Consider the following 17,898-nt stretch of genomic DNA (forward strand, 5'->3'; position numbering starts at 1 on the left):
AGGCTCAGTTGGGGGATGTGGACCGGTTCGCCTCGGCGGTACGTTGTCAGCGGAGCAAGTTAGGGTTACCTTTATTGCAAGCATGCGCATGTCACTACGTATCGGCGCTGAGCACGGGAGGCGTAGGGGATGGGGCATGGACACGGGCACGGAACACTGCCTCCGGGGGGCAGCAGTGCGTCGGGTCGTTACGTGCGCAGCCTGACGGCCGCGCTGCTGATCGGCGCGGCGTTCATGGCGCTCGAGTTCGTGGTCGGGCTCACGACGTCTTCGCTGGCCCTGATTTCGGATGCGGCCCACATGTTCACGGACGTGCTCGGCACCGGGATGGCGCTGGCGGCGATCGTGCTCGCGCGGCGCAGCGGCCCGACGTTCAGCCGCACGTTCGGCCTGTACCGCTCCGAGGTGCTCGCGGCCTTGGCGAACGCGTTGCTGCTCTTCGGTGTCGCCGGATACGTGCTGGTGGAGGCCATTGGCCGGATCAGCGCTCCGCCCGAGGTGTCCGGGCTGCCCGTCATGCTCGCGGCGGCGGCCGGGCTCGTCGCCAACCTTGTCTCGTTCGGGCTGCTTCGCGCCGGCGCGAAGGAAAGCATCAACGTGCGCGGCGCGTACCTCGAAGTCCTCGCCGACCTCATCGGCTCGGTCGGTGTGCTGGTCAGCGGCGCGATCACGCTGCTGACGGGATGGCGGTACGCCGACCCGCTCATCGGTGTCGCGATCGGCCTCTGGGTGCTGCCCCGCACGTGCGTCCTGGCTCGGCGGGCGCTGCGCATCCTGTTCCAGCACGCGCCACAGGGCGTCGACGTCGGCGCGATCAGCACCGAACTCGCCGCGCTACCCGGGGTCTCAGACGTCCACGACCTGCACGTCTGGACGCTCACGTCGGGCATGGAGGTGGCGTCGGCGCACCTCACTGTCAACGCCACCGCGACACAGTCGGCCGTCCTCGCCGAGGCGCAGGACCTGCTCGCGAGCCGCTACTCGATCCAGCACGCCACGCTCCAGGTCGAAGCCCTCGAGTGCGCGAAACGCTGCGGCGAACTTTCGTGGTGACGCTGCGGCGCGCCGTGTCGCAATGCCTTACGGCGAGGGGAGGGGTTGGCCGCCGCGAGCGGCCAGCAGCTGGGTCATCGTGATCATCTCGGCGCCCTGTGACGTGAGCATGCTCTTGGCGAGGACCTGGACGGCGTTGAGGTTCGAGTGGTCCTCGGCGTACTGCGCCATCTCCGCGCCGCCCTGGTGGTGGCGCAGCATGAGCTGCAGGAAGTCGACGTCGAGAGCCTTGCCGGTCAGCGACCGCAGCTTGGCCAGTTCGGCCTCGTTCGCCATCCCGGGCATGGGCGCGCCGTTGGCCGGGGGCATCTGCATCGCGGGGGCGGTCGCGCCGTGGCCCATGTCCATCGGCCCGGTCATCCACGTCATGTAGGCGCCGGTGGTCTGCTCAGGCTGGTTCCACAGCATGAGCCAGCCCTTCATCCGGCCGATCTGCTCGGTCTGGTTGCTCTCGATGTCGAAGGCGAGCTGCTTGAGCGCGGGGTCGGTGGTGTGGTCGCGCTCCCAGCTGGCCATCGTGACCGCCTGGTTGTGGTGCACCGACATGTCCTGCGCGAAGCCGACCTCCACCGAGCCGGCTCCGGGCGTGGCCGCCGGGGCGGCGCTCAGCGTGTTCGTCAGGAACATGCCGAGCGTCGCTCCCAGCAGCAGTACGGCGACCATGGCCGCCCCGATGATGACGACCCTGGACCAACCTGGGCGCTCTTCCGCCTCGGTCAGCTCCTCGGTCTCGTCAGCAGTGTCGACGGCCATTCAGCTCACTTCTTTACTTGCTCGGGGGCGCGGTCGGGACGCTGGGCACGGGGGCGCTCGCGCCGCCCGCTCCCTGGTCGGCCTGGGCGCCAGTGGTGCCCTTGTAGTCCATGGACTTCGCGGTCGGTCCCGGCTTGGTCGGGTCGAACGGCGGCGGGTTGTCCGGGTCGAACTGGCCGGGGCCGAGCGCGTCACACGAGGCGCCGACCTCGGGGTAGACCCCGTTCGGGTTACTGCGCAGCGCGGCGATGAAGTCGTCGATGCGCGGGTCGCCGGCGTCGGTCAGCTTCAGCTGGTGGCCCCAGGACTGCAGCGAGATCGGCTTGTCGAGGCCGGGGTACGGCGACATGATCGTGAACGGCTTGCCGTTGACCTTGAGCTTCAGTGCGGAGACGTCGGCCGCGGAGACTTCGGTCGGGTTGTAGGCGATCCAGACCGTGCCGTGCTCGAGCGCGTGCACCATGTTCTCGGTGCGGACGGCCTTCGGGTAGACGATGCCGTTGCAGGCGGCCCAGGACTGGTCGTGCGGCCCGCCGAACGGGGGCGACTGGTCGTAGGCGACGCGCTCGGTCGGCAGGACGTGCACGCTGCCGGTGTACGTCTTGGTCACGATGCCGGGGATCTTCAGCGACGGGTCCGGGTTGCTCGCGGACGGCGCGAACGCGGCGGCGGCGGCTTCCTTGGCCGCCTGGTCGCGCTTGGGCGCGGACTGGACGATGTAGTAGCCGAACACGCCGCCGGCCAGCGCCAGCACTGCGACCACGGCGATGACCGTGCCCCAGGGGATACCCTTCCTGGAGACGACGGAACTGTTGCGGGACGCCTTGGTGTTCTTTTTCGGCGTCCCTTTCTTCTTCGTTGTCCCGTTCGCCATGGCTCCCGCGTTCTCATCCGGTGATCTGTGCCTCGACCAGTGTAGGGATACCGGGTCTGGTCTCGGTGAACAGGCGGAAGATCACCGGCCTGGAGTAGCGCCGCACTCACCCGCACGCCAGGCCCTCGGCGGCCCGCACCTAGAATTCGGCAGGTGACTCCCGCCGCTCTCGCCGATCTGGTCCGCCGCTGCGCCGTGCAGGTTCTTGCCGCTCGGGGCATAGATGACGCCGTCCTGCCCGCACAGGTGACGATCGAGCGTCCCCGCAACCCCGAGCACGGCGACTACGCGACCAACCTCGCCCTGCAAGTGGCCAAGAAAGCCGGGCTCCAGCCGCGTGAGTTCGCCGCCGCGCTGGCCGAGCTGCTGACCGCTGCCGACGGTATCGATGTGGCCGAGATCGCCGGTCCCGGCTTCCTCAACCTGCGGCTCGCCGCGGACGCGCAGGGTGAGCAGGTGCGCCTGGTGCTCACCGCCGGTGACGCTTACGGCCTCGGTGACGCGTTCACCGGCCGCAACATCAACCTCGAGTTCGTCTCGGCGAACCCGACCGGCCCGATCCACCTCGGCGGCACGCGCTGGGCCGCGGTCGGCGACGCGCTGGGCCGGGTGCTGGTCGCACAGGGCGCCCAGGTCACCCGCGAGTACTACTTCAACGACGCCGGCGCGCAGATCGACAGGTTCGTCAAGTCCCTGATCGCCGCCGCGAAGGGCGAGCCCGCGCCCGAGGACGGGTACGCGGGCGGATACATCTCCGACATCGCCGCCGAGGTGCTCCGCCAGGAGCCCAGCGCGCTGTCGCTGCCCGACGACGAACGCCACGAGACGTTCCGCCGGGTCGGCATCGGGCTGATGTTCACCGAGATCCGGCAGAGCCTGCACGAGTTCGGAACCGACTTCGACGTCTACTTCCACGAGAACTCGCTGCACGAGTCCGGCGCCGTCGACAGCGCGGTCCAGCAGCTCAAGGACTCCGGCAACCTCTACTTCGAAGAGGGCGCCTGGTGGCTGCGTTCGAGCGAGTACGGCGACGACAAGGACAGGGTCGTCATCAAGAAGGACGGCAACCCGGCCTACATCGCCGGTGACCTCGCCTACTTCCAGGACAAGCGCAAACGCGGCTTCGACCTGTGCATCTACATGCTCGGCGCCGACCACCACGGCTACATCGCCCGGCTCAAGGCCGCCGCGGCCGCCTTCGGGGACGACCCGGCCGTCGTCGAGGTCCTGATCGGGCAGATGGTCAACCTGCTCAGCGACGGTAAACCGGTCCGGATGAGCAAGCGCGCCGGTACGGTGATCACCATGGAAGACCTCGTGGAGGCAGTCGGGGTCGACGCCGCCCGCTACGAGCTCATCCGGTATCCGATCGGGTCCAGCCTGGACATCGATCTCGACCTGCTTCGTAAGCATTCCAACGACAACCCGGTGTTCTACGTCCAGTACGCGCACGCCAGGTTGTCCTCGCTGCAGCGCGGCGCGGCCGAACTCGGTATCAAATTCGACGTCGCGGATCTCGACTACGGCCTGCTCACCCGCGAGCAGGAGGGTGACCTGATCCGCACGATCGGCGAATTCCCCACGGTGGTCCGGAAATCGGCCGAGCTGCGCGAGCCGCACCGTGTCGCCCGGTACCTGGAAAACCTCGCCGGCGCCTACCACCGCTTCTACGACGGCCCCCGCGTGCTGCCGCAAGGCGACGAGGAGGCCACCCCGCTGACCCATGCCCGGCTCGCGTTGTGCGAGGCGGCGCGTCAGGTGCTCGCCAACGGTCTCAAGCTGCTCGGTGTCTCTGCTCCGGAACGGATGTAACCATGGCCCACCCCGCCGGCCCCCGGCACGCCGACGTCTATCCGCACGCCGACGCGTCGGGGTTCCCGCCGTCGAGTGCCGACGAACTCGACAAGCTGTACCCGAAGGTGTGGCCCCGCAACACTTATCGCGCGCCGGACGGGGTCGTGCGGATCGCCGGGGTGGACGTCCGCGAACTCGCCCAGGAGTACGGCACGCCGCTGTTCGTCATCGACGAGGCGGACTTCAAGTCCCGCTGCGCGGAGTACGCCGAGGCCTTCGACGACCCGGCGCTCGTGCACTACGCGTCCAAGGCGTTCCTGTCGGTCGAGATCGCCAAGTGGGTCGCCGGACAGGGGTTGAGCCTGGACGTCTGCAGCGGCGGCGAGCTCGCGGTCGCGCAGCGCGCGGAGTTCCCGCCGGAGCGAATCACGTTCCACGGCAACAACAAGTCCATGGATGAACTCGAAGCCGCGGTGAGTGCCGGCGTGGGCACGGTCGTGCTCGACTCGTACTTCGAGATCGCCAGGCTCGCCGACGTCGCGGCCCGGCTCGACGTCGTCCAGCAGGTGCTGATCCGGGTCACCGTCGGCGTCGAGGCACACACGCACGAGTTCATCGCGACGGCACACGAGGACCAGAAGTTCGGTTTCTCGCTGGCTTCCGGTGGTGCCGCCGAGGCGGTGCGCCGGGTGCTCAACGCGCCTTCGCTCAAGCTGATCGGCCTGCACAGCCACATCGGTTCGCAGATCTTCGACGCCGACGGCTTCGAGGTCGCCGCGCGCCGGGTCGTCGGCCTGCTGGCCGAGTTGGGCAAGGAACACGGCGAGCAGCTGCTCGAGCAGATGTCCATTGTGGACCTCGGTGGCGGCTTCGGGATCGCCTATACCGACAAGGACAACCCGCCGCCCCCCGCGCAGATGATCACCCAGATCCGCGAGATGGTCCGCAAGGAGTGCGCGTACGCGAACCTCCCGGTGCCGCGCATCGCCGGCGAGCCGGGCCGCGCGATCGCCGGTCCCGGCACGATCACGCTGTACGAGGTCGGCACCATCAAGGACGTCTCGCTCGGTGACGACGCCGTCCGCCGGTACGTCAGCGTCGACGGGGGGATGAGCGACAACATCCGCACCGCGCTCTACGACGCCGTGTACGACTGCCGTCTGGTCTCACGATCGAGTGATGACGGTGAATCCCCGGAGGTTCGGGCCGCATTATCCCGAGTAGTGGGAAAACACTGTGAGTCCGGTGACATCGTCGTCCGAGACTGCTGGCTACCCGACACGCTGGCTCCCGGTGACCTGCTGGCCGTGGCCGCGACGGGCGCCTACTGCTACGCGATGGCCAGCGGTTACAACCGCCAGCCGCGCCCGGCGGTGGTCGCCGTGCGCAACGGCCAGTCCCGGGTGCTGCTGCGGCGGGAGACATTGGACGACATGTTGCGACTGGAGGTTTAGCTAACGTGTCCAAAAAGGACGGACAGCCGATCAGGGTCGCGCTGCTGGGCTGCGGGACGGTGGGCAGTGAGGTCGCGCGCCTGCTCACCGAGCAGGCAGGCGAGCTGGCCGCCAGGGCGGGCGCGCCGGTCGAGATCGTCGGGATCGCGGTACGCCGCCCCGACAAGCACCCCGAGCTGCCGCAGGACCTGCTGACCTCGGACGCGGCCTCGCTGGTGGTGTCCGAAAACGTGGACGTCATCGTCGAGCTCGTCGGCGGTATCGAGCCGGTCCGCGAATGGCTGCTCGCCGGGCTCAAGGCGGGCAAGTCGGTGGTCACCGCGAACAAGGCGCTGCTGGCCGACCATTCCGCCGAACTGTTCGAAGCGGCCGACGCGTCCGGGGTCGACCTGTACTTCGAAGCGTCCGTGGCCGGTGCGATCCCGTTGTTGCGCCCGCTGCGTGAATCTCTGGCCGGCGACCGGATCACCCGCGTGATGGGGATCGTCAACGGCACCACGAACTTCATTCTGTCCGCAATGGACGAAACCGGCGCGGGCTACAGCGAGACGCTCGACGAGGCCAGCCGGCTGGGGTACGCCGAGGCCGACCCGACGGCCGACGTCGACGGGTACGACGCCGCGTCCAAGGCCGCGATCCTCGCCTCCCTTTCCTTCCACACCAGGGTAACCGCGAGCGACGTGCACCGCGAGGGCATCGCCGACGTCACGGCGTCGGACATCAGCGCCGCGCGACTGCTCGGCCGCGCGGTGAAGCTGCTGGCCATCTGCGAGCGCGTCCGCGACGACAACGGCGTCGAGTCGGTGTCCGTTCGCGTGCACCCGGTGATGATCCCGCTCAGCCACCAGCTCGCCCGGGTGAACGGCGCGTTCAACGCCGTCTACGTCGAGGCCGACGCGGCCGGCGAGCTGATGTTCTACGGCCAGGGCGCGGGCGGCGCGCCGACGGCCAGCGCGGTGCTCGGCGACCTCGTCGCGGTGGCGCGCAACATGGTCGGTGGCGGGCGCGGGCCGCGAGAGTCCGCGCACGCGGCGCTCCCGGTACGGCCGATGGGCCAGACTCCGACGCGTTACCACGTGAGTCTCGACGTCGCCGATATCGCCGGTGTGCTCGCTCAAGTGGCGCAGGTGTTCGCCGACCACGGCGTCAGCATCGCCGCGGTTCGCCAGCGGGACAGGCATTCCACCGCGAGCCTCGTGGTGATCACCCACCTGGCCCCCGACGCGGCCCTACAGTCCACTGTGGACGAAATAGCCAAGCTGGACGTCGTCCACGAAGTGGTCAGCGTGATGCGTGTCGAAGGCGAGGACTGACATGGGTCTCTCCACCGCGTGGCCCGGGATCATCGAGCACTACCGGTCCAGGATCCCGATCCCGCAAGGCGCCAAGGTCATCACGCTCGGCGAGGGCAACACCCCGTTGCTGCTGGCCGAGCACCTGTCGGAACTCGTCGGCAGCACGGTGTACCTGAAGGTCGAGGGCTCGAACCCGACAGGGTCGTTCAAGGACCGCGGGATGACCGTCGCGATCACCCACGCGCTGGCGAGCGGGCTCAAGGCGGTCATCTGCGCGTCGACCGGCAACACCTCCGCGTCGGCCGCCGCCTACGCCGCGAAAGCGGGCTTGACCTGTGCGGTTCTGGTGCCGCAGGGCAAGATCGCGATGGGCAAACTCGCGCAGGCGGTCCTGCACGGCGCCCGGATCCTGCAGATCGACGGCAACTTCGACGACTGCCTGGAGCTCGCGCAGAAGACCGCGATCGACTACCCGGTGACGCTGGTCAACTCGGTGAACCCCGTTCGCATCGCCGGCCAGAAGTCCGCCGCGTTCGAGATCTGCGACGCGCTGGGCCAGGCCCCGGACATCCACTGCCTGCCGGTCGGCAACGCCGGGAACATCACCGCGTACTGGGCGGGCTACGCCGAGTACGCCGCCGACGGTGTGGTCAAAAGCACACCGCGGATGTTCGGCTTCCAGGCGGCCGGCGCGGCGCCGCTGGTGCTGGGGCATCCGGTGGCCGAGCCGGACACGATCGCGACCGCCATCCGGATCGGCAGCCCGGCCTCCTGGGACGGCGCGATGAACGCGAAGAACGCTTCCGGTGGCCTGCTCGACGCGATCACCGACGCGAAGATCCTTGAGGCGTACCGGCTGCTGGCGAGCAAGGAAGGCGTGTTCGTCGAACCGGCGTCCGCCACCAGCGTCGCCGGGCTGCTGCTGACCGCTTCGGACGGCCGCATCCCGAAGGGCTCGACCGTGGTCTGCACGGTGACCGGCCACGGCCTCAAGGACCCGGCCACCGCGCTCGAAGGCAACATCGAGGTGGAACCCCTCGCCGTGGACCCGACAGCCGTCGCGGCCGCGCTGGCGCTGTCGTGAAACCGCACAACCTCGAGGTCCGGGTGCCGGCGTCCAGTGCCAACCTGGGCCCTGGCTTCGACGCGCTGGGCCTCGCGCTGGGGCTGTACGACGTCGTCGAGATCCTGGTCACCGACAACGGGCTCAAGGTCGAGGTGATCGACGCGGGCGCCGGCGGCGTGGCCGACGTGCCCACCGACGAAACCCACCTCGTGGTCCGGGCGCTGCGGCGCGCATGTACACACCTTGGGGTGAAACCGCCGGGCCTGCATCTGCGGTGCTTCAACGCCATTCCGCACGCCCGCGGGCTCGGTTCGTCGGCCGCCGCGGTGGTTTCGGGCGTCGCGGCGGGTTACGCGCTCGCCGAGCGGCCGCTGGACGCCGACGCGCTGCAGTTGGCCGCCGAATTCGAGGGCCACGCCGACAACGCCGCGGCGAGCCTGTTCGGCGGGCTGGTCATCGCATGGTGTGAAGGAAGCGGCCACTTCCGGGCCGAGCGGCTCACCCCGCACGCGGATATCCGGCCGCTGCTGGCCGTGCCGGGCGAGCGGTCGTCGACCGAGGCCACCAGGGGATTATTACCCGCACAAGTGCCCCATGTGGACGCCGCGTTCACCGCGGGCCGGTCGGCACTGGCGGTTCTCGCGCTGACTTCGCGGCCGGACCTGCTGCTGCCCGCGACCGAAGATCGGCTGCACCAGGACTATCGCGCCCCGGCGTACCCGGCGAGCGCACGACTGGTTGCCGACCTCCGGGCCCACGGGATCGCGGCGACCATCTCCGGCGCCGGTCCGACGGTGCTCGCGCTCACCACGGACGGGACGATTCCACCTGATGTGCCCGTTGCCGGTTTCGAGCTCACCGAACTGCCGGTGGATTCGGCGGGTGTCCGGGTTGCGGCTCGGTAAAGCGGTGCGCCACGCGGGGGGTGGTTGTTGCACCTCACTCCCGGGCGGTCTACCCTCGGGGGCGTTCGATCACCGTGCGTTTCCGCACCCGGTGCCGGTCCAGGGGGATCATTCTCCGGATCGCACATTTCGTTGATCCGCCAGTTCCGCACCGTGCTCCAAGCGGGTAGCGGGTTGACGTAGGCGGGTTCGGTGGTGGCACCGGTGTCGAATTACGTGTGCTCCATTTGGAGCACGCACATTCCCGTGCCGGCGGCTCTGCCGCTGTGATGCGCACGTCTCCGCTGGAATCTCCGGCATCGGGAACACAACGCCGTTTCGCAATTCGGACGCGGGCGGCATCCGCTGATCCGCCTGGAGGCGTGGATCGGTCAGGAAGGACATGTGTGAGCAACACCGATCTTTTGAGCGGCGACACGGACACCCAAGCGACGTCGGGGGATGAGTCCAATGGTGCGCCCAAGCGTCGTACCGGGGGTCTTTCCGGCATGGTGATCGCGGAACTGCGTGAACTCGCCGGCCAGCTGGGCGTGGGTGAGACCACTGGCATGCGGAAGGGCGATCTGATCGCCGCGATCCGCGAACGCCAGGGCAAGAGCAAGCGCCGCACTTCGGTCGGCGTGGCCGGCGCCGAGACGCTGCCCCTCGAGGGCATCGGCGAGGTCAAGCCCGTCGCGGAGCCGAAGACCCGCCCGGCACGTGTCCGTTCCGAGCCGGCGGCAGCCCCGCTGGCGAAGGTGGAGACTCCGCCCGCTCCGGTCGAGAGCCCCAAGGCAGCCGCTCCGGTGGAGACGCCCGCCGAGGCGCCCGTCCGCCAGGACAGGCAGCCGGCCGAGGGCCAGCAGCCCGCCGGTGAGGGCCAGCAGAACTCCGAGGAAGGCGGCCGTAGCCGTCGTCGTCGTGGTTCCAACCGCGCCGCGGGCAGCCCCGACACGGGCAACCAGCGTGGTGAGCAGCAGCCCGACCAGCAGCGATCCGGTCAGCGCGAGCAGAACCGCGAGCAGGGCCAGGGTCGTGAGCAGAACCAGGGTCGCGAGCAAGGCCAAGGTCGCGAACAGGGCCAAGGGCGCGAGCAGGGCCAGGGCGGCAACGACCGCGGTGGCCGGCAGAACGACCGCCAGGGCAACCGCGGCGGCCAGGACAACCAGCGCCAGCGCAACCAGCAGGACAACCGCGGCGGCCAGGACAACCGCGGTGGCGGTCTTGAGGACGACGCCGAGGGCGGCCGCGGCCGCCGCTTCCGCGACCGCCGTCGTCGTGGCGCCGGTGGCGGTACCCGCATCGAGGGCACCACCACCGACACCGAGATCCGCGACGACGACGTCCTGCTGCCGGTCGCCGGGATCATCGACGTGCTGGACAACTACGCCTTCGTGCGGACGTCCGGCTACCTCGCGGGCCCGAACGACGTGTACGTCTCGCTCTCGCTCGTGCGCAAGTACGGGCTGCGGCGCGGTGACGCCATCACCGGTGTCGTCCGCCAGCCGCGGGACGGCGAGCAGCAGCGGCAGAAGTTCAACCCGTTGGTGCGGGTCGACTCGATCAACGGTCTGGACCCGAGCGAGGCCAAGAACCGGCCGGACTTCACCAAGCTGACCCCGCTGTACCCGAACGAGCGACTGCGCCTCGAGACCGAGCCGCACAAGCTCACCACGCGCGTCATCGACCTGGTGATGCCCGTCGGCAAGGGGCAGCGCGCACTGATCGTTTCGCCGCCGAAGGCCGGTAAGACCACGATCATGCAGGACATCGCGAACGCCATCGCGACGAACAACCCCGAGTGCCACCTGATGGTCGTCCTGGTCGACGAGCGTCCGGAAGAGGTCACCGACATGCAGCGGTCGGTGAAGGGCGAGGTCATCGCCTCGACCTTCGACCGCCCGCCGTCAGACCACACCGCGGTCGCCGAGCTCTCCATCGAGCGCGCCAAGCGCCTGGTGGAAATGGGCCACGACGTCGTCGTGCTGCTCGACTCGATCACCCGCCTCGGCCGCGCGTACAACCTCGCGGCCCCGGCGTCCGGCCGGATCCTCTCCGGTGGTGTCGACTCGACGGCGCTGTTCCCGCCGAAGCGTTTCCTCGGCGCGGCACGCAACATCGAAGGCGGCGGCTCGCTGACGATCTTCGCCACCGCGATGGTGGAGACCGGCTCGACCGGTGACACGGTGATCTTCGAGGAGTTCAAGGGCACCGGTAACGCCGAGCTCAAGCTGGACCGCAAGATCGCCGAGCGGCGCGTGTTCCCCGCGGTGGACGTCAACCCGTCCGGTACCCGCAAGGAAGACCTGCTGATGCCGGCCGACGAGCTGGCGGTGATGCACAAGCTGTCGCGCGTGCTGACCGCACTCGACTCGCAGCAGGCCATCGACCTGCTGATCTCGAGGCTCCGCAAGACCAAGACGAACATCGAGTTCCTCATGCAGGTCTCGAAGACCGCACTGGGCTCCAACGACGACGACTAGTCGTCGCTTGCACGCACTGAAGGCCACCTCGGATTTCCCGAGGTGGCCTTCAGTGCTTTTCGCCCCGCCTTGGAGTCGAGCGGAAAAAGGAGAATGGCCTCACCAAGGGGGAGGCGGTGAGGCCATTCTCGTACCCCAGCTGGGATTACCGGGGTGTCCTAGTGGCGGGGACGGGCGGCCGGGGTCCAGCCGCGGTAGTTGTTGAAGTAGTGGACGCTGCTCGCATGGCCGATCTTGCCGCCGATGCTGGAGGCGTAGATCCCACCGCTGCCGTCGGCGATACCGACGTGGCCGTAGGCGCTGATGTTCCAGTACACGAAGGAGCCGAGTGGCGGGGTGCCACTGGTGTGCTTCGGGCTGGCGCCGTTCCAGTGCGCGTTGGCCGAGGCCCAGATGCCTGTGGTGCCGTAGGCGTTCTCGGCGGCCTTCTCGCAGTAGCCCTGGTAGGCCGTGCTGCCGAGGTGTGCCCTGTACCACGCGACGGCGCCGGCCGGGGTGCCGTCAGCGGAGGAGAACGCCGTCAGCACACTGGCGGGGACGGCGTCGGTGGTGGTGAAGGTACCGGCGGCCGGGTTGATGTCGGCCGCGGTGATCGCCGCGCTCGGAGCCGCCTGCTGGGCGGGGCTCGCGCCGGCGGCGACGGGTGAGAGGGCGAGCGCCGCGACGGCCAGCGCGGCGACAGCAGCCGGCTTGGCGATGCGGGAAAGCAGGTTCTTCGTGGAGTTGATCCCCAGGGAGTCGAACACGGTTCCGCCTTCTTTCTCAGGAGGTTCTCGAACTCCAGAACCCTCTCCAGCGTTCGTACAAGTTCTGTACATCGCGTACATTGTTGATAACTCAACGTGTGTTTCCGGGGCTGGAATATCGGTTGACCGGGGCATGTTGAAGCCCACGTCAGCGCATCTGGCAGAATCACCCGCTGAAGTCCGGCTGCGGTTCACTCCATCTGACGATGGGGACCCGGAGCCACCGAGAGAGGACACCATGAAGAGCGGTATTCACCCCGAGTACGTAGTCACCACTGTGACCTGCGGCTGCGGTAACACCTTCACCACGCGTAGCACCAAGACCTCCGGCGTGATCACCGCCGAGATGTGCTCGCAATGCCACCCGTTCTACACCGGCAAGCAGAAGATTCTGGACACCGGTGGCCGGGTCGCGCGTTTCGAGGCTCGCTACGGCAAGCGGACGAAGAGCACCGACGCCGCCAAGTAGCTTGATCAACGGCGCCTGTCCCCACGTGGGGGCGGGCGCCGTTTTCTTGCTCTCTTTTCACCCCAGGTTTCGAGAAAGAAGGTCCGGCCGTGGAATCGAGCTCGCTGAGGGGGCTGCTCGACGAGTACGCGGAGGTGCAGGAGCAGCTCGCGGACCCGGCCGTGCACGCCGACCAGGCCAACGCCCGCAAGCTGGGCCGCCGGTACGCCGAGCTGGCGCCGATCGTCAAGGTGATCGGTGAGCTCGACGGCGCCGAAGAGGACCTCGTCGCGGCCAAAGAGCTCGCGTCCGAGGACGAGGCGTTCGCCATCGAGGCCGCGGAGATCGCCGCGCGCATCCCGGTGCTGGAGAAGCGACTGACCGAGCTGCTGCTGCCGCGTGACCCGTACGACAGCTCCGACGTCGTCATGGAGATCAAGTCCGGCGAGGGCGGCGAGGAGTCGGCGCTGTTCGCCAGCGACCTGCTCCGGATGTACCTGCGGTACGCCGAGCGCCACGGCTGGAAGGCCGAAGTGCTCGACTCGGTGTACTCCGACCTCGGCGGTTTCAAGGACGTCACGGTGTCGATCAAGAGCCGGTCCGCCAACGCCGACGGCGTCTGGGCGCGGCTCAAGTTCGAGGGCGGCGTCCACCGCGTGCAGCGCGTCCCGGCCACCGAGTCGCAAGGCCGCATCCACACCTCCGCCTCCGGCGTGCTCATCTACCCGGAGCCCGAGGAGGTCAACGTCGAGATCGACCCCAACGACCTGCGGATCGACGTCTTCCGCTCGTCCGGCCCCGGCGGGCAGAGCGTCAACACGACCGACTCCGCCGTGCGCATCACGCACTTGCCCACCGGCATCGTGGTGTCCTGCCAGAACGAGAAGTCGCAGATCCAGAACCGGGCCCGCGCGATGATCGTGCTCCAGGCCAGGATGCAGGCGCTCGCCGAGGAGGAGGCCGCCTCGAAGGCGTCCGACGCGCGGAAGTCGCAGATCCGTACGGTCGACCGCTCCGAGCGCATCCGCACCTACAACTTCGCCGAGAACCGCATCGCCGACCACCGCGTGAACTACAAGGCGTACAACCTCGACCAGGTCCTCGACGGTGACCTCGACGGCGTCCTCGACGCGCTGGTCAACGCCGACCGCGAAGAACGGCTCGCCGAGCACGTCTGACGCCGCGTGTGCACTTCATGCGCGGGCGCGGGTACGTGACGCGCACCTGAGTGCAGACGGCGACGTACCGCGACGCGCCGAGCACTCGAACGGGGGATTTTCCTCGGGTATGTCAGGCTTGACCACGTGAGGAAGCAGCTGTGAAGCGTCAACCGTTACGTCTCGCGATCATGGAGGCGACCAGGATCCTGGAGCATGCCGGGGTGGCGTCTCCGCGGTTCGACGCCGAAGTGATCGCCGCGCATGTCCTGGGGGTGGAACGCGGCCGGCTGCCGATGGTCCCCCTGGTCGATCCGCCGGTCGTCGAGGCGATCGGGCAGCTCGTGACGCAGCGTGCGAAGCGGGTCCCGCTGCAGTACCTGACCGGGTGGGCCGCCCTCGGGCACATCACCGTCGACGTCGGCGCCGGCGTGTTCGTGCCGCGGCCGGAGACCGAGCTGCTGCTCGAATGGGGTGTGAAGCTCCTCCGCGGTCGGGAGTACCCGGTCGTCGTCGACCTGTGCACCGGCTCGGGAGCGCTGGCGCTGGCCATCGCGCACGACTTGCCCAACGCCGTTGTGTACGCCGTCGACATCGACCCGCAAGCGCTTGCGTGGGCGCGGCACAACGCCGACCTGCGCGTCGCCGAGGGGGACACCCCGATCCGGCTCTACTCCGGCGACATCGCCGACAGCACGATGTTCGCCGAGCTCGACGGCCTGGTCGACCTCGTCCTGTGCAACCCGCCGTACGTCCCCGAAGGCACCTGGGTGCCGCCCGAGGTCTCCGACCACGACCCGCCGCAGGCGGTGTTCGCGGCCGAAAGCGGGCTCGCGGTGATCCGGCACGCACTGTCCGTCGCCGCGCGCCTGTTGCGCCCCGGCGGCGGCCTCGCGATCGAGCACGACGACACGCACGGCACCGCCGTCCCGGCCATCGTCCGCGCGCGCCGCGTGCTCACCGAGGTCGAGGACCACCTCGACCTCGCCGGCAGGCCCCGCTTCGTCACCGCCCGCCGGGTGGAGTGAGGCCGCGACTACGCTTTCCGCCATGAGTGCCGTTTACGACTGCAGCAGGCGGGAATCCAGGGCCGACGGCTTGCTGGCCGCGGCGGGCGCGGTGCGTTCCAGCCGCCTCGTCGTGATGCCGACAGACACCGTGTACGGGATCGGGGCCGACGCGTTCGACGCCGGCGCCGTCCAGTCGTTGCTTCGGGCCAAGAACCGCGGTCCCGACATGCCGGTCGGGGTGCTCGTCGGCTCCTGGTCCACTGTGGACGGTCTGGTGCTGAGCGTGCCGCCGAAGGCCCGCGCGCTGATCGAGGCGTTCTGGCCGGGCGACCTGTCGATCGTGCTGCCGCACGCGCCGAGCCTGCAGTGGGACCTCGGCCAGTCCAAGGGCACGGTCATGCTCCGGATGCCGCTGCACCCCGTCGCCCTCGAGCTGCTTCGCGACGTCGGGCCGATGGCCGTGTCCAGCGCGAACGTGTCCGGCCGGGCGCCCGCTACCACCGCCGAAGAGGCCAAGGAGCAGCTCGGCGAGTCCGTCTCGGTGTACCTCGACGGTGGGTCCAGCGGTGAGCCGGTGCCCTCGACGATGGTGGACCTCACCGGCGCCGAGCCGGTCGTCCTCCGCGAAGGCGCCGTGAGCCGTGAAGCCATCGCCGAGGTCCTCGGCATCGCAGCCGAGTCCCTCGCGTAGCGCTGGTACCAACGACCCCTCGGGGTGTCGGTGGTTGGTCGGTTGAGGTGGCGGGTTCGGTTTTACTGCAGCAAGGACCGGGGCGAGTTGGTGTGGCTGGTGTGGGGTTGTGATGTGTCGTGAAGGCCACCTTCATGGCGTAAGGCGTACTCAGCTAGGCCTTGACGACCTCTCTGCTCTGCCGGGAGTGCCTTCGGGAGTCCCAGCAGTCACATCGCCATCACCAGCACCACCTGGACGACGTGACTGGCCTTCAGCTCCGCTACCAGCACCCTGCCCAACGCCGGATCCGGGCTTCACAGGCAGCGCGGTAGCGTTGCGCAGTGACCACGATCCCGGAGGCGTAACGAGCCCGTGCCTTCCCTCGATAACGAAGGTCTCCCCATCAGGGAGTACATACTCGTCGCGCTCACCGCGGCGGCGGTGACGTTCCTCCTGACCGGGATTGTCCGGCGCTTCGCGATCAAGGTCGGCGCCATCGCGAACCCCCGTGCCCGCGACGTCCACGTGACGCCGATCCCGCGCATGGGCGGGATCGCGATCTACCTCGGCCTGGTCGCGGCCATCGGCCTCGCCCACCAGCTGCCGGTGCTGCGCAGCGGCTTCCTCTCGCTCGATTCGCTCGGCGTGCTCGTCGCGGCCGGCCTGATCGTGCTGATCGGCGCGATCGACGACCGGTTCGAGCTCGACGCCATCACCAAGCTCTGCGGCCAGATCATGTGCGCGGGCATCCTGGTGCTCTTCGGCGTCCAGTGGGTCGAGTTCTGGGTGCCGTGGGGCGGAGGCGGCGGCTCGCTGGGCTCGGTGGTGGTGCTCGACAAGAACCAGGGCGCGGCGCTGACGGTCATCCTGGTGGTCGTCATGGTCAACGCGATGAACTTCGTCGACGGCCTGGACGGGCTCGCCGGCGGTCTCGGCTTCATCGCCGCGACCGCGACCTGCGCGTTCTCGCTCGGCCTGCTCAACAGCGCGGGCGGCGACGTCGGCGTGTACCCGCCGGCCCTGATCGCCGCGGCTCTGGCCGGGGGCTGTCTGGGCTTCCTGCCGTACAACTTCCAACCCGCGAAGATCTTCATGGGCGACTCCGGGTCGATGATGATCGGCCTGGTCCTCGCCGCGGCCAGCACGTCGGCGTCCGGCAAGATCAGCTACACCCGCTTCGGCGGCTCCGACGCCCTCGCGCTGCTCTCACCGCTGCTGGTCGTGGCCGCGGTGCTGTTCGTCCCGCTGCTCGACCTCCTGCTGGCCGTCGTACGCCGTACGCGCCGCGGCGAGAGCCCGTTCGCGGCCGACAAGATGCACCTGCACCACCGGCTCCTCGAGATCGGCCACTCCCAGCGCCGGGCCGTCCTGCTCATCTACTTGTGGGCCGGGCTGCTGGCCTTCGGGGCCGTGTCGGTGACCCTGTTCGACAGCGCCGCGGTGTTCTGGGTGGTCGGTCTCGGCCTCCTCTTCGCGATCGGCGTTTCGGTCATCCCCAGACTGAGGTCACGCAATCAGGCCAGGTGACACTGCTGGGGTTCGCAGGAACATCCTGACCCAATTGGCTCATTGACTTGTTGGAAACTTGCCACCGAAGATCAACTTGAGAGGTGGGCGACTGGGGAGTCACATTATTTTGATGCTGTTTTCCAGTAGGTTTTCTCATCTTCCGGTTTTTCGTTTCGAATTATCGGGAGGTTAATTCATGAATTCTCGAAAGATTGCAACTGCGGCTGCTGGATTAGCGCTTGCTGGGGCCTTGAGCCTGGTATTTCCGGGCACAGGCTCCGCTGAGTCGATGAGCGGCGGGACCGTGGCCGCGCCGGCTATGGGTCGGGTGAACTTCGTTCCTTCTGGCGGTGTCGCCTGCGGTGCCAGTGTTTCTGGCTGGGCGAGCTACTACCACCACTGTACGGCCGACGGGCAGTCCGTCGAGGTGCTCGCTCGGTTTGTCCTTGTTGGCAATACTATCGCGTGCGTCGGTCCTGATCAGGCAGTCAAGGTCAGTGTTGCCGTAATCTATTCTATGGATTGGAATGGCCGGACTTGCAATACGCCTGGGACTACGTACCCCGCGTGAGTCGATTGTGAAATAGATTCTGTGGGCAATGAAGAGGTCCTGAGGGTGCGGCGCTGGGCGTACCAGTGGTCGAACTCACCGAAGCATCCCGGTGATGTAAGGGTCGGGGGCGGATCCTTCGACGGCGG

At 68.5% G+C, this 17,898-nt stretch carries 15 protein-coding genes; 12 read left to right on the top strand and 3 right to left on the bottom strand.

Annotated elements, in window-relative coordinates:
- Window positions 1-129 precede the first annotated feature (129 nt).
- Complete coding sequence (locus JWQ81_RS20185) at window positions 130-1,053, top strand: cation diffusion facilitator family transporter (protein WP_297543785.1); 924 nt, start codon at window positions 130-132, stop codon at window positions 1,051-1,053.
- A gap of 27 nt (window positions 1,054-1,080) precedes the next feature.
- On the opposite strand, the gene JWQ81_RS20190 is transcribed toward JWQ81_RS20185, so the two are convergent.
- A complete protein-coding gene (locus JWQ81_RS20190) occupies window positions 1,081-1,806 on the bottom strand; it encodes a DUF305 domain-containing protein (RefSeq protein ID WP_297543787.1) in 726 nt (241 codons plus the stop codon).
- A 13-nt stretch (window positions 1,807-1,819) separates the two neighbouring features.
- Window positions 1,820-2,680 carry a DUF3105 domain-containing protein gene (locus tag JWQ81_RS20195; RefSeq protein WP_297543789.1) on the bottom strand — a complete coding sequence of 287 codons (861 nt, stop codon included), beginning with the start codon at window positions 2,678-2,680 and terminating at the stop codon, window positions 1,820-1,822.
- 153 nt (window positions 2,681-2,833) lie between these two features.
- Here JWQ81_RS20195 and argS point away from each other — a divergent pair, with 153 nt between their 5' ends.
- The 6 genes from argS to rho all read left to right on the top strand — a co-directional run bounded on the left by argS (window position 2,834) and on the right by rho (window position 11,656).
- The gene (gene argS, locus JWQ81_RS20200) at window positions 2,834-4,492 is read left to right on the top strand and encodes an arginine--tRNA ligase (RefSeq protein WP_297543792.1); all 1,659 of its coding nucleotides are present in this window, start codon (window positions 2,834-2,836) and stop codon (window positions 4,490-4,492) included.
- Window positions 4,493-4,494: 2 nt separating this feature from the next.
- Window positions 4,495-5,928, top strand: coding sequence for a diaminopimelate decarboxylase (lysA, locus tag JWQ81_RS20205; RefSeq protein ID WP_297543794.1), 1,434 nt, complete (start codon window positions 4,495-4,497; stop codon window positions 5,926-5,928).
- 5 nt (window positions 5,929-5,933) lie between these two features.
- A complete protein-coding gene (locus JWQ81_RS20210; RefSeq protein ID WP_297543796.1) occupies window positions 5,934-7,241 on the top strand; it encodes a homoserine dehydrogenase in 1,308 nt (435 codons plus the stop codon).
- Between the two features lies 1 nt (window position 7,242).
- Window positions 7,243-8,307: a threonine synthase gene (gene thrC / locus JWQ81_RS20215; protein ID WP_297543797.1), complete on the top strand. Its 1,065-nt coding sequence runs from the start codon at window positions 7,243-7,245 to the stop codon at window positions 8,305-8,307.
- Window positions 8,304-9,194, top strand: coding sequence for a homoserine kinase (thrB, locus tag JWQ81_RS20220; RefSeq protein WP_297543799.1), 891 nt, complete (start codon window positions 8,304-8,306; stop codon window positions 9,192-9,194). Before thrC ends, thrB begins: the two co-directional genes overlap by 4 nt.
- A gap of 386 nt (window positions 9,195-9,580) precedes the next feature.
- A complete protein-coding gene (rho, locus tag JWQ81_RS20225; RefSeq protein WP_297543801.1) occupies window positions 9,581-11,656 on the top strand; it encodes a transcription termination factor Rho in 2,076 nt (691 codons plus the stop codon).
- Between the two features lie 158 nt (window positions 11,657-11,814).
- On the opposite strand, the gene JWQ81_RS20230 is transcribed toward rho, so the two are convergent.
- Window positions 11,815-12,402 (bottom strand): CHAP domain-containing protein, encoded by a 588-nt coding sequence (locus tag JWQ81_RS20230; protein WP_297543803.1) that lies wholly within the window; start codon window positions 12,400-12,402, stop codon window positions 11,815-11,817.
- 238 nt (window positions 12,403-12,640) lie between these two features.
- On the opposite strand from JWQ81_RS20230, the gene rpmE reads away from it, so the two are divergent.
- The 5 genes from rpmE (at window position 12,641) to JWQ81_RS20255 (ending at window position 17,217) form a co-directional block, all read left to right on the top strand.
- Complete coding sequence (gene rpmE, locus JWQ81_RS20235; RefSeq protein ID WP_297543805.1) at window positions 12,641-12,871, top strand: 50S ribosomal protein L31; 231 nt, start codon at window positions 12,641-12,643, stop codon at window positions 12,869-12,871.
- Between the two features lie 89 nt (window positions 12,872-12,960).
- On the top strand, window positions 12,961-14,028 hold the full coding sequence (gene prfA, locus JWQ81_RS20240; RefSeq protein WP_297543807.1) for a peptide chain release factor 1: 1,068 nt from the start codon (window positions 12,961-12,963) through the stop codon (window positions 14,026-14,028).
- Window positions 14,029-14,168: 140 nt separating this feature from the next.
- A complete protein-coding gene (gene prmC / locus JWQ81_RS20245; protein ID WP_297543809.1) occupies window positions 14,169-15,035 on the top strand; it encodes a peptide chain release factor N(5)-glutamine methyltransferase in 867 nt (288 codons plus the stop codon).
- A gap of 22 nt (window positions 15,036-15,057) precedes the next feature.
- Window positions 15,058-15,708, top strand: coding sequence for an L-threonylcarbamoyladenylate synthase (locus JWQ81_RS20250; RefSeq protein ID WP_297543811.1), 651 nt, complete (start codon window positions 15,058-15,060; stop codon window positions 15,706-15,708).
- Between the two features lie 354 nt (window positions 15,709-16,062).
- Window positions 16,063-17,217, top strand: a complete 1,155-nt coding sequence (locus JWQ81_RS20255; RefSeq protein ID WP_297543813.1) for a glycosyltransferase family 4 protein — start codon at window positions 16,063-16,065, stop codon at window positions 17,215-17,217.
- Window positions 17,218-17,898 lie beyond the last annotated feature (681 nt).

This window comes from Amycolatopsis sp. (assembly GCF_025464955.1).
Classification (GTDB): domain Bacteria; phylum Actinomycetota; class Actinomycetes; order Mycobacteriales; family Pseudonocardiaceae; genus Amycolatopsis.

Coding starts and splice junctions, on each gene's coding strand:
- rpmE (WP_297543805.1), top strand. CDS start 12,641: ATGAAGAGCGGTATTCACCCCGAGTACGTAGTCACCACTGTGACCTGC.
- thrC (WP_297543797.1), top strand. CDS start 7,243: ATGGGTCTCTCCACCGCGTGGCCCGGGATCATCGAGCACTACCGGTCC.
- JWQ81_RS20195 (WP_297543789.1), bottom strand. CDS start 2,680: ATGGCGAACGGGACAACGAAGAAGAAAGGGACGCCGAAAAAGAACACC.
- JWQ81_RS20190 (WP_297543787.1), bottom strand. CDS start 1,806: ATGGCCGTCGACACTGCTGACGAGACCGAGGAGCTGACCGAGGCGGAA.
- JWQ81_RS20250 (WP_297543811.1), top strand. CDS start 15,058: ATGAGTGCCGTTTACGACTGCAGCAGGCGGGAATCCAGGGCCGACGGC.
- lysA (WP_297543794.1), top strand. CDS start 4,495: ATGGCCCACCCCGCCGGCCCCCGGCACGCCGACGTCTATCCGCACGCC.
- JWQ81_RS20185 (WP_297543785.1), top strand. CDS start 130: ATGGGGCATGGACACGGGCACGGAACACTGCCTCCGGGGGGCAGCAGT.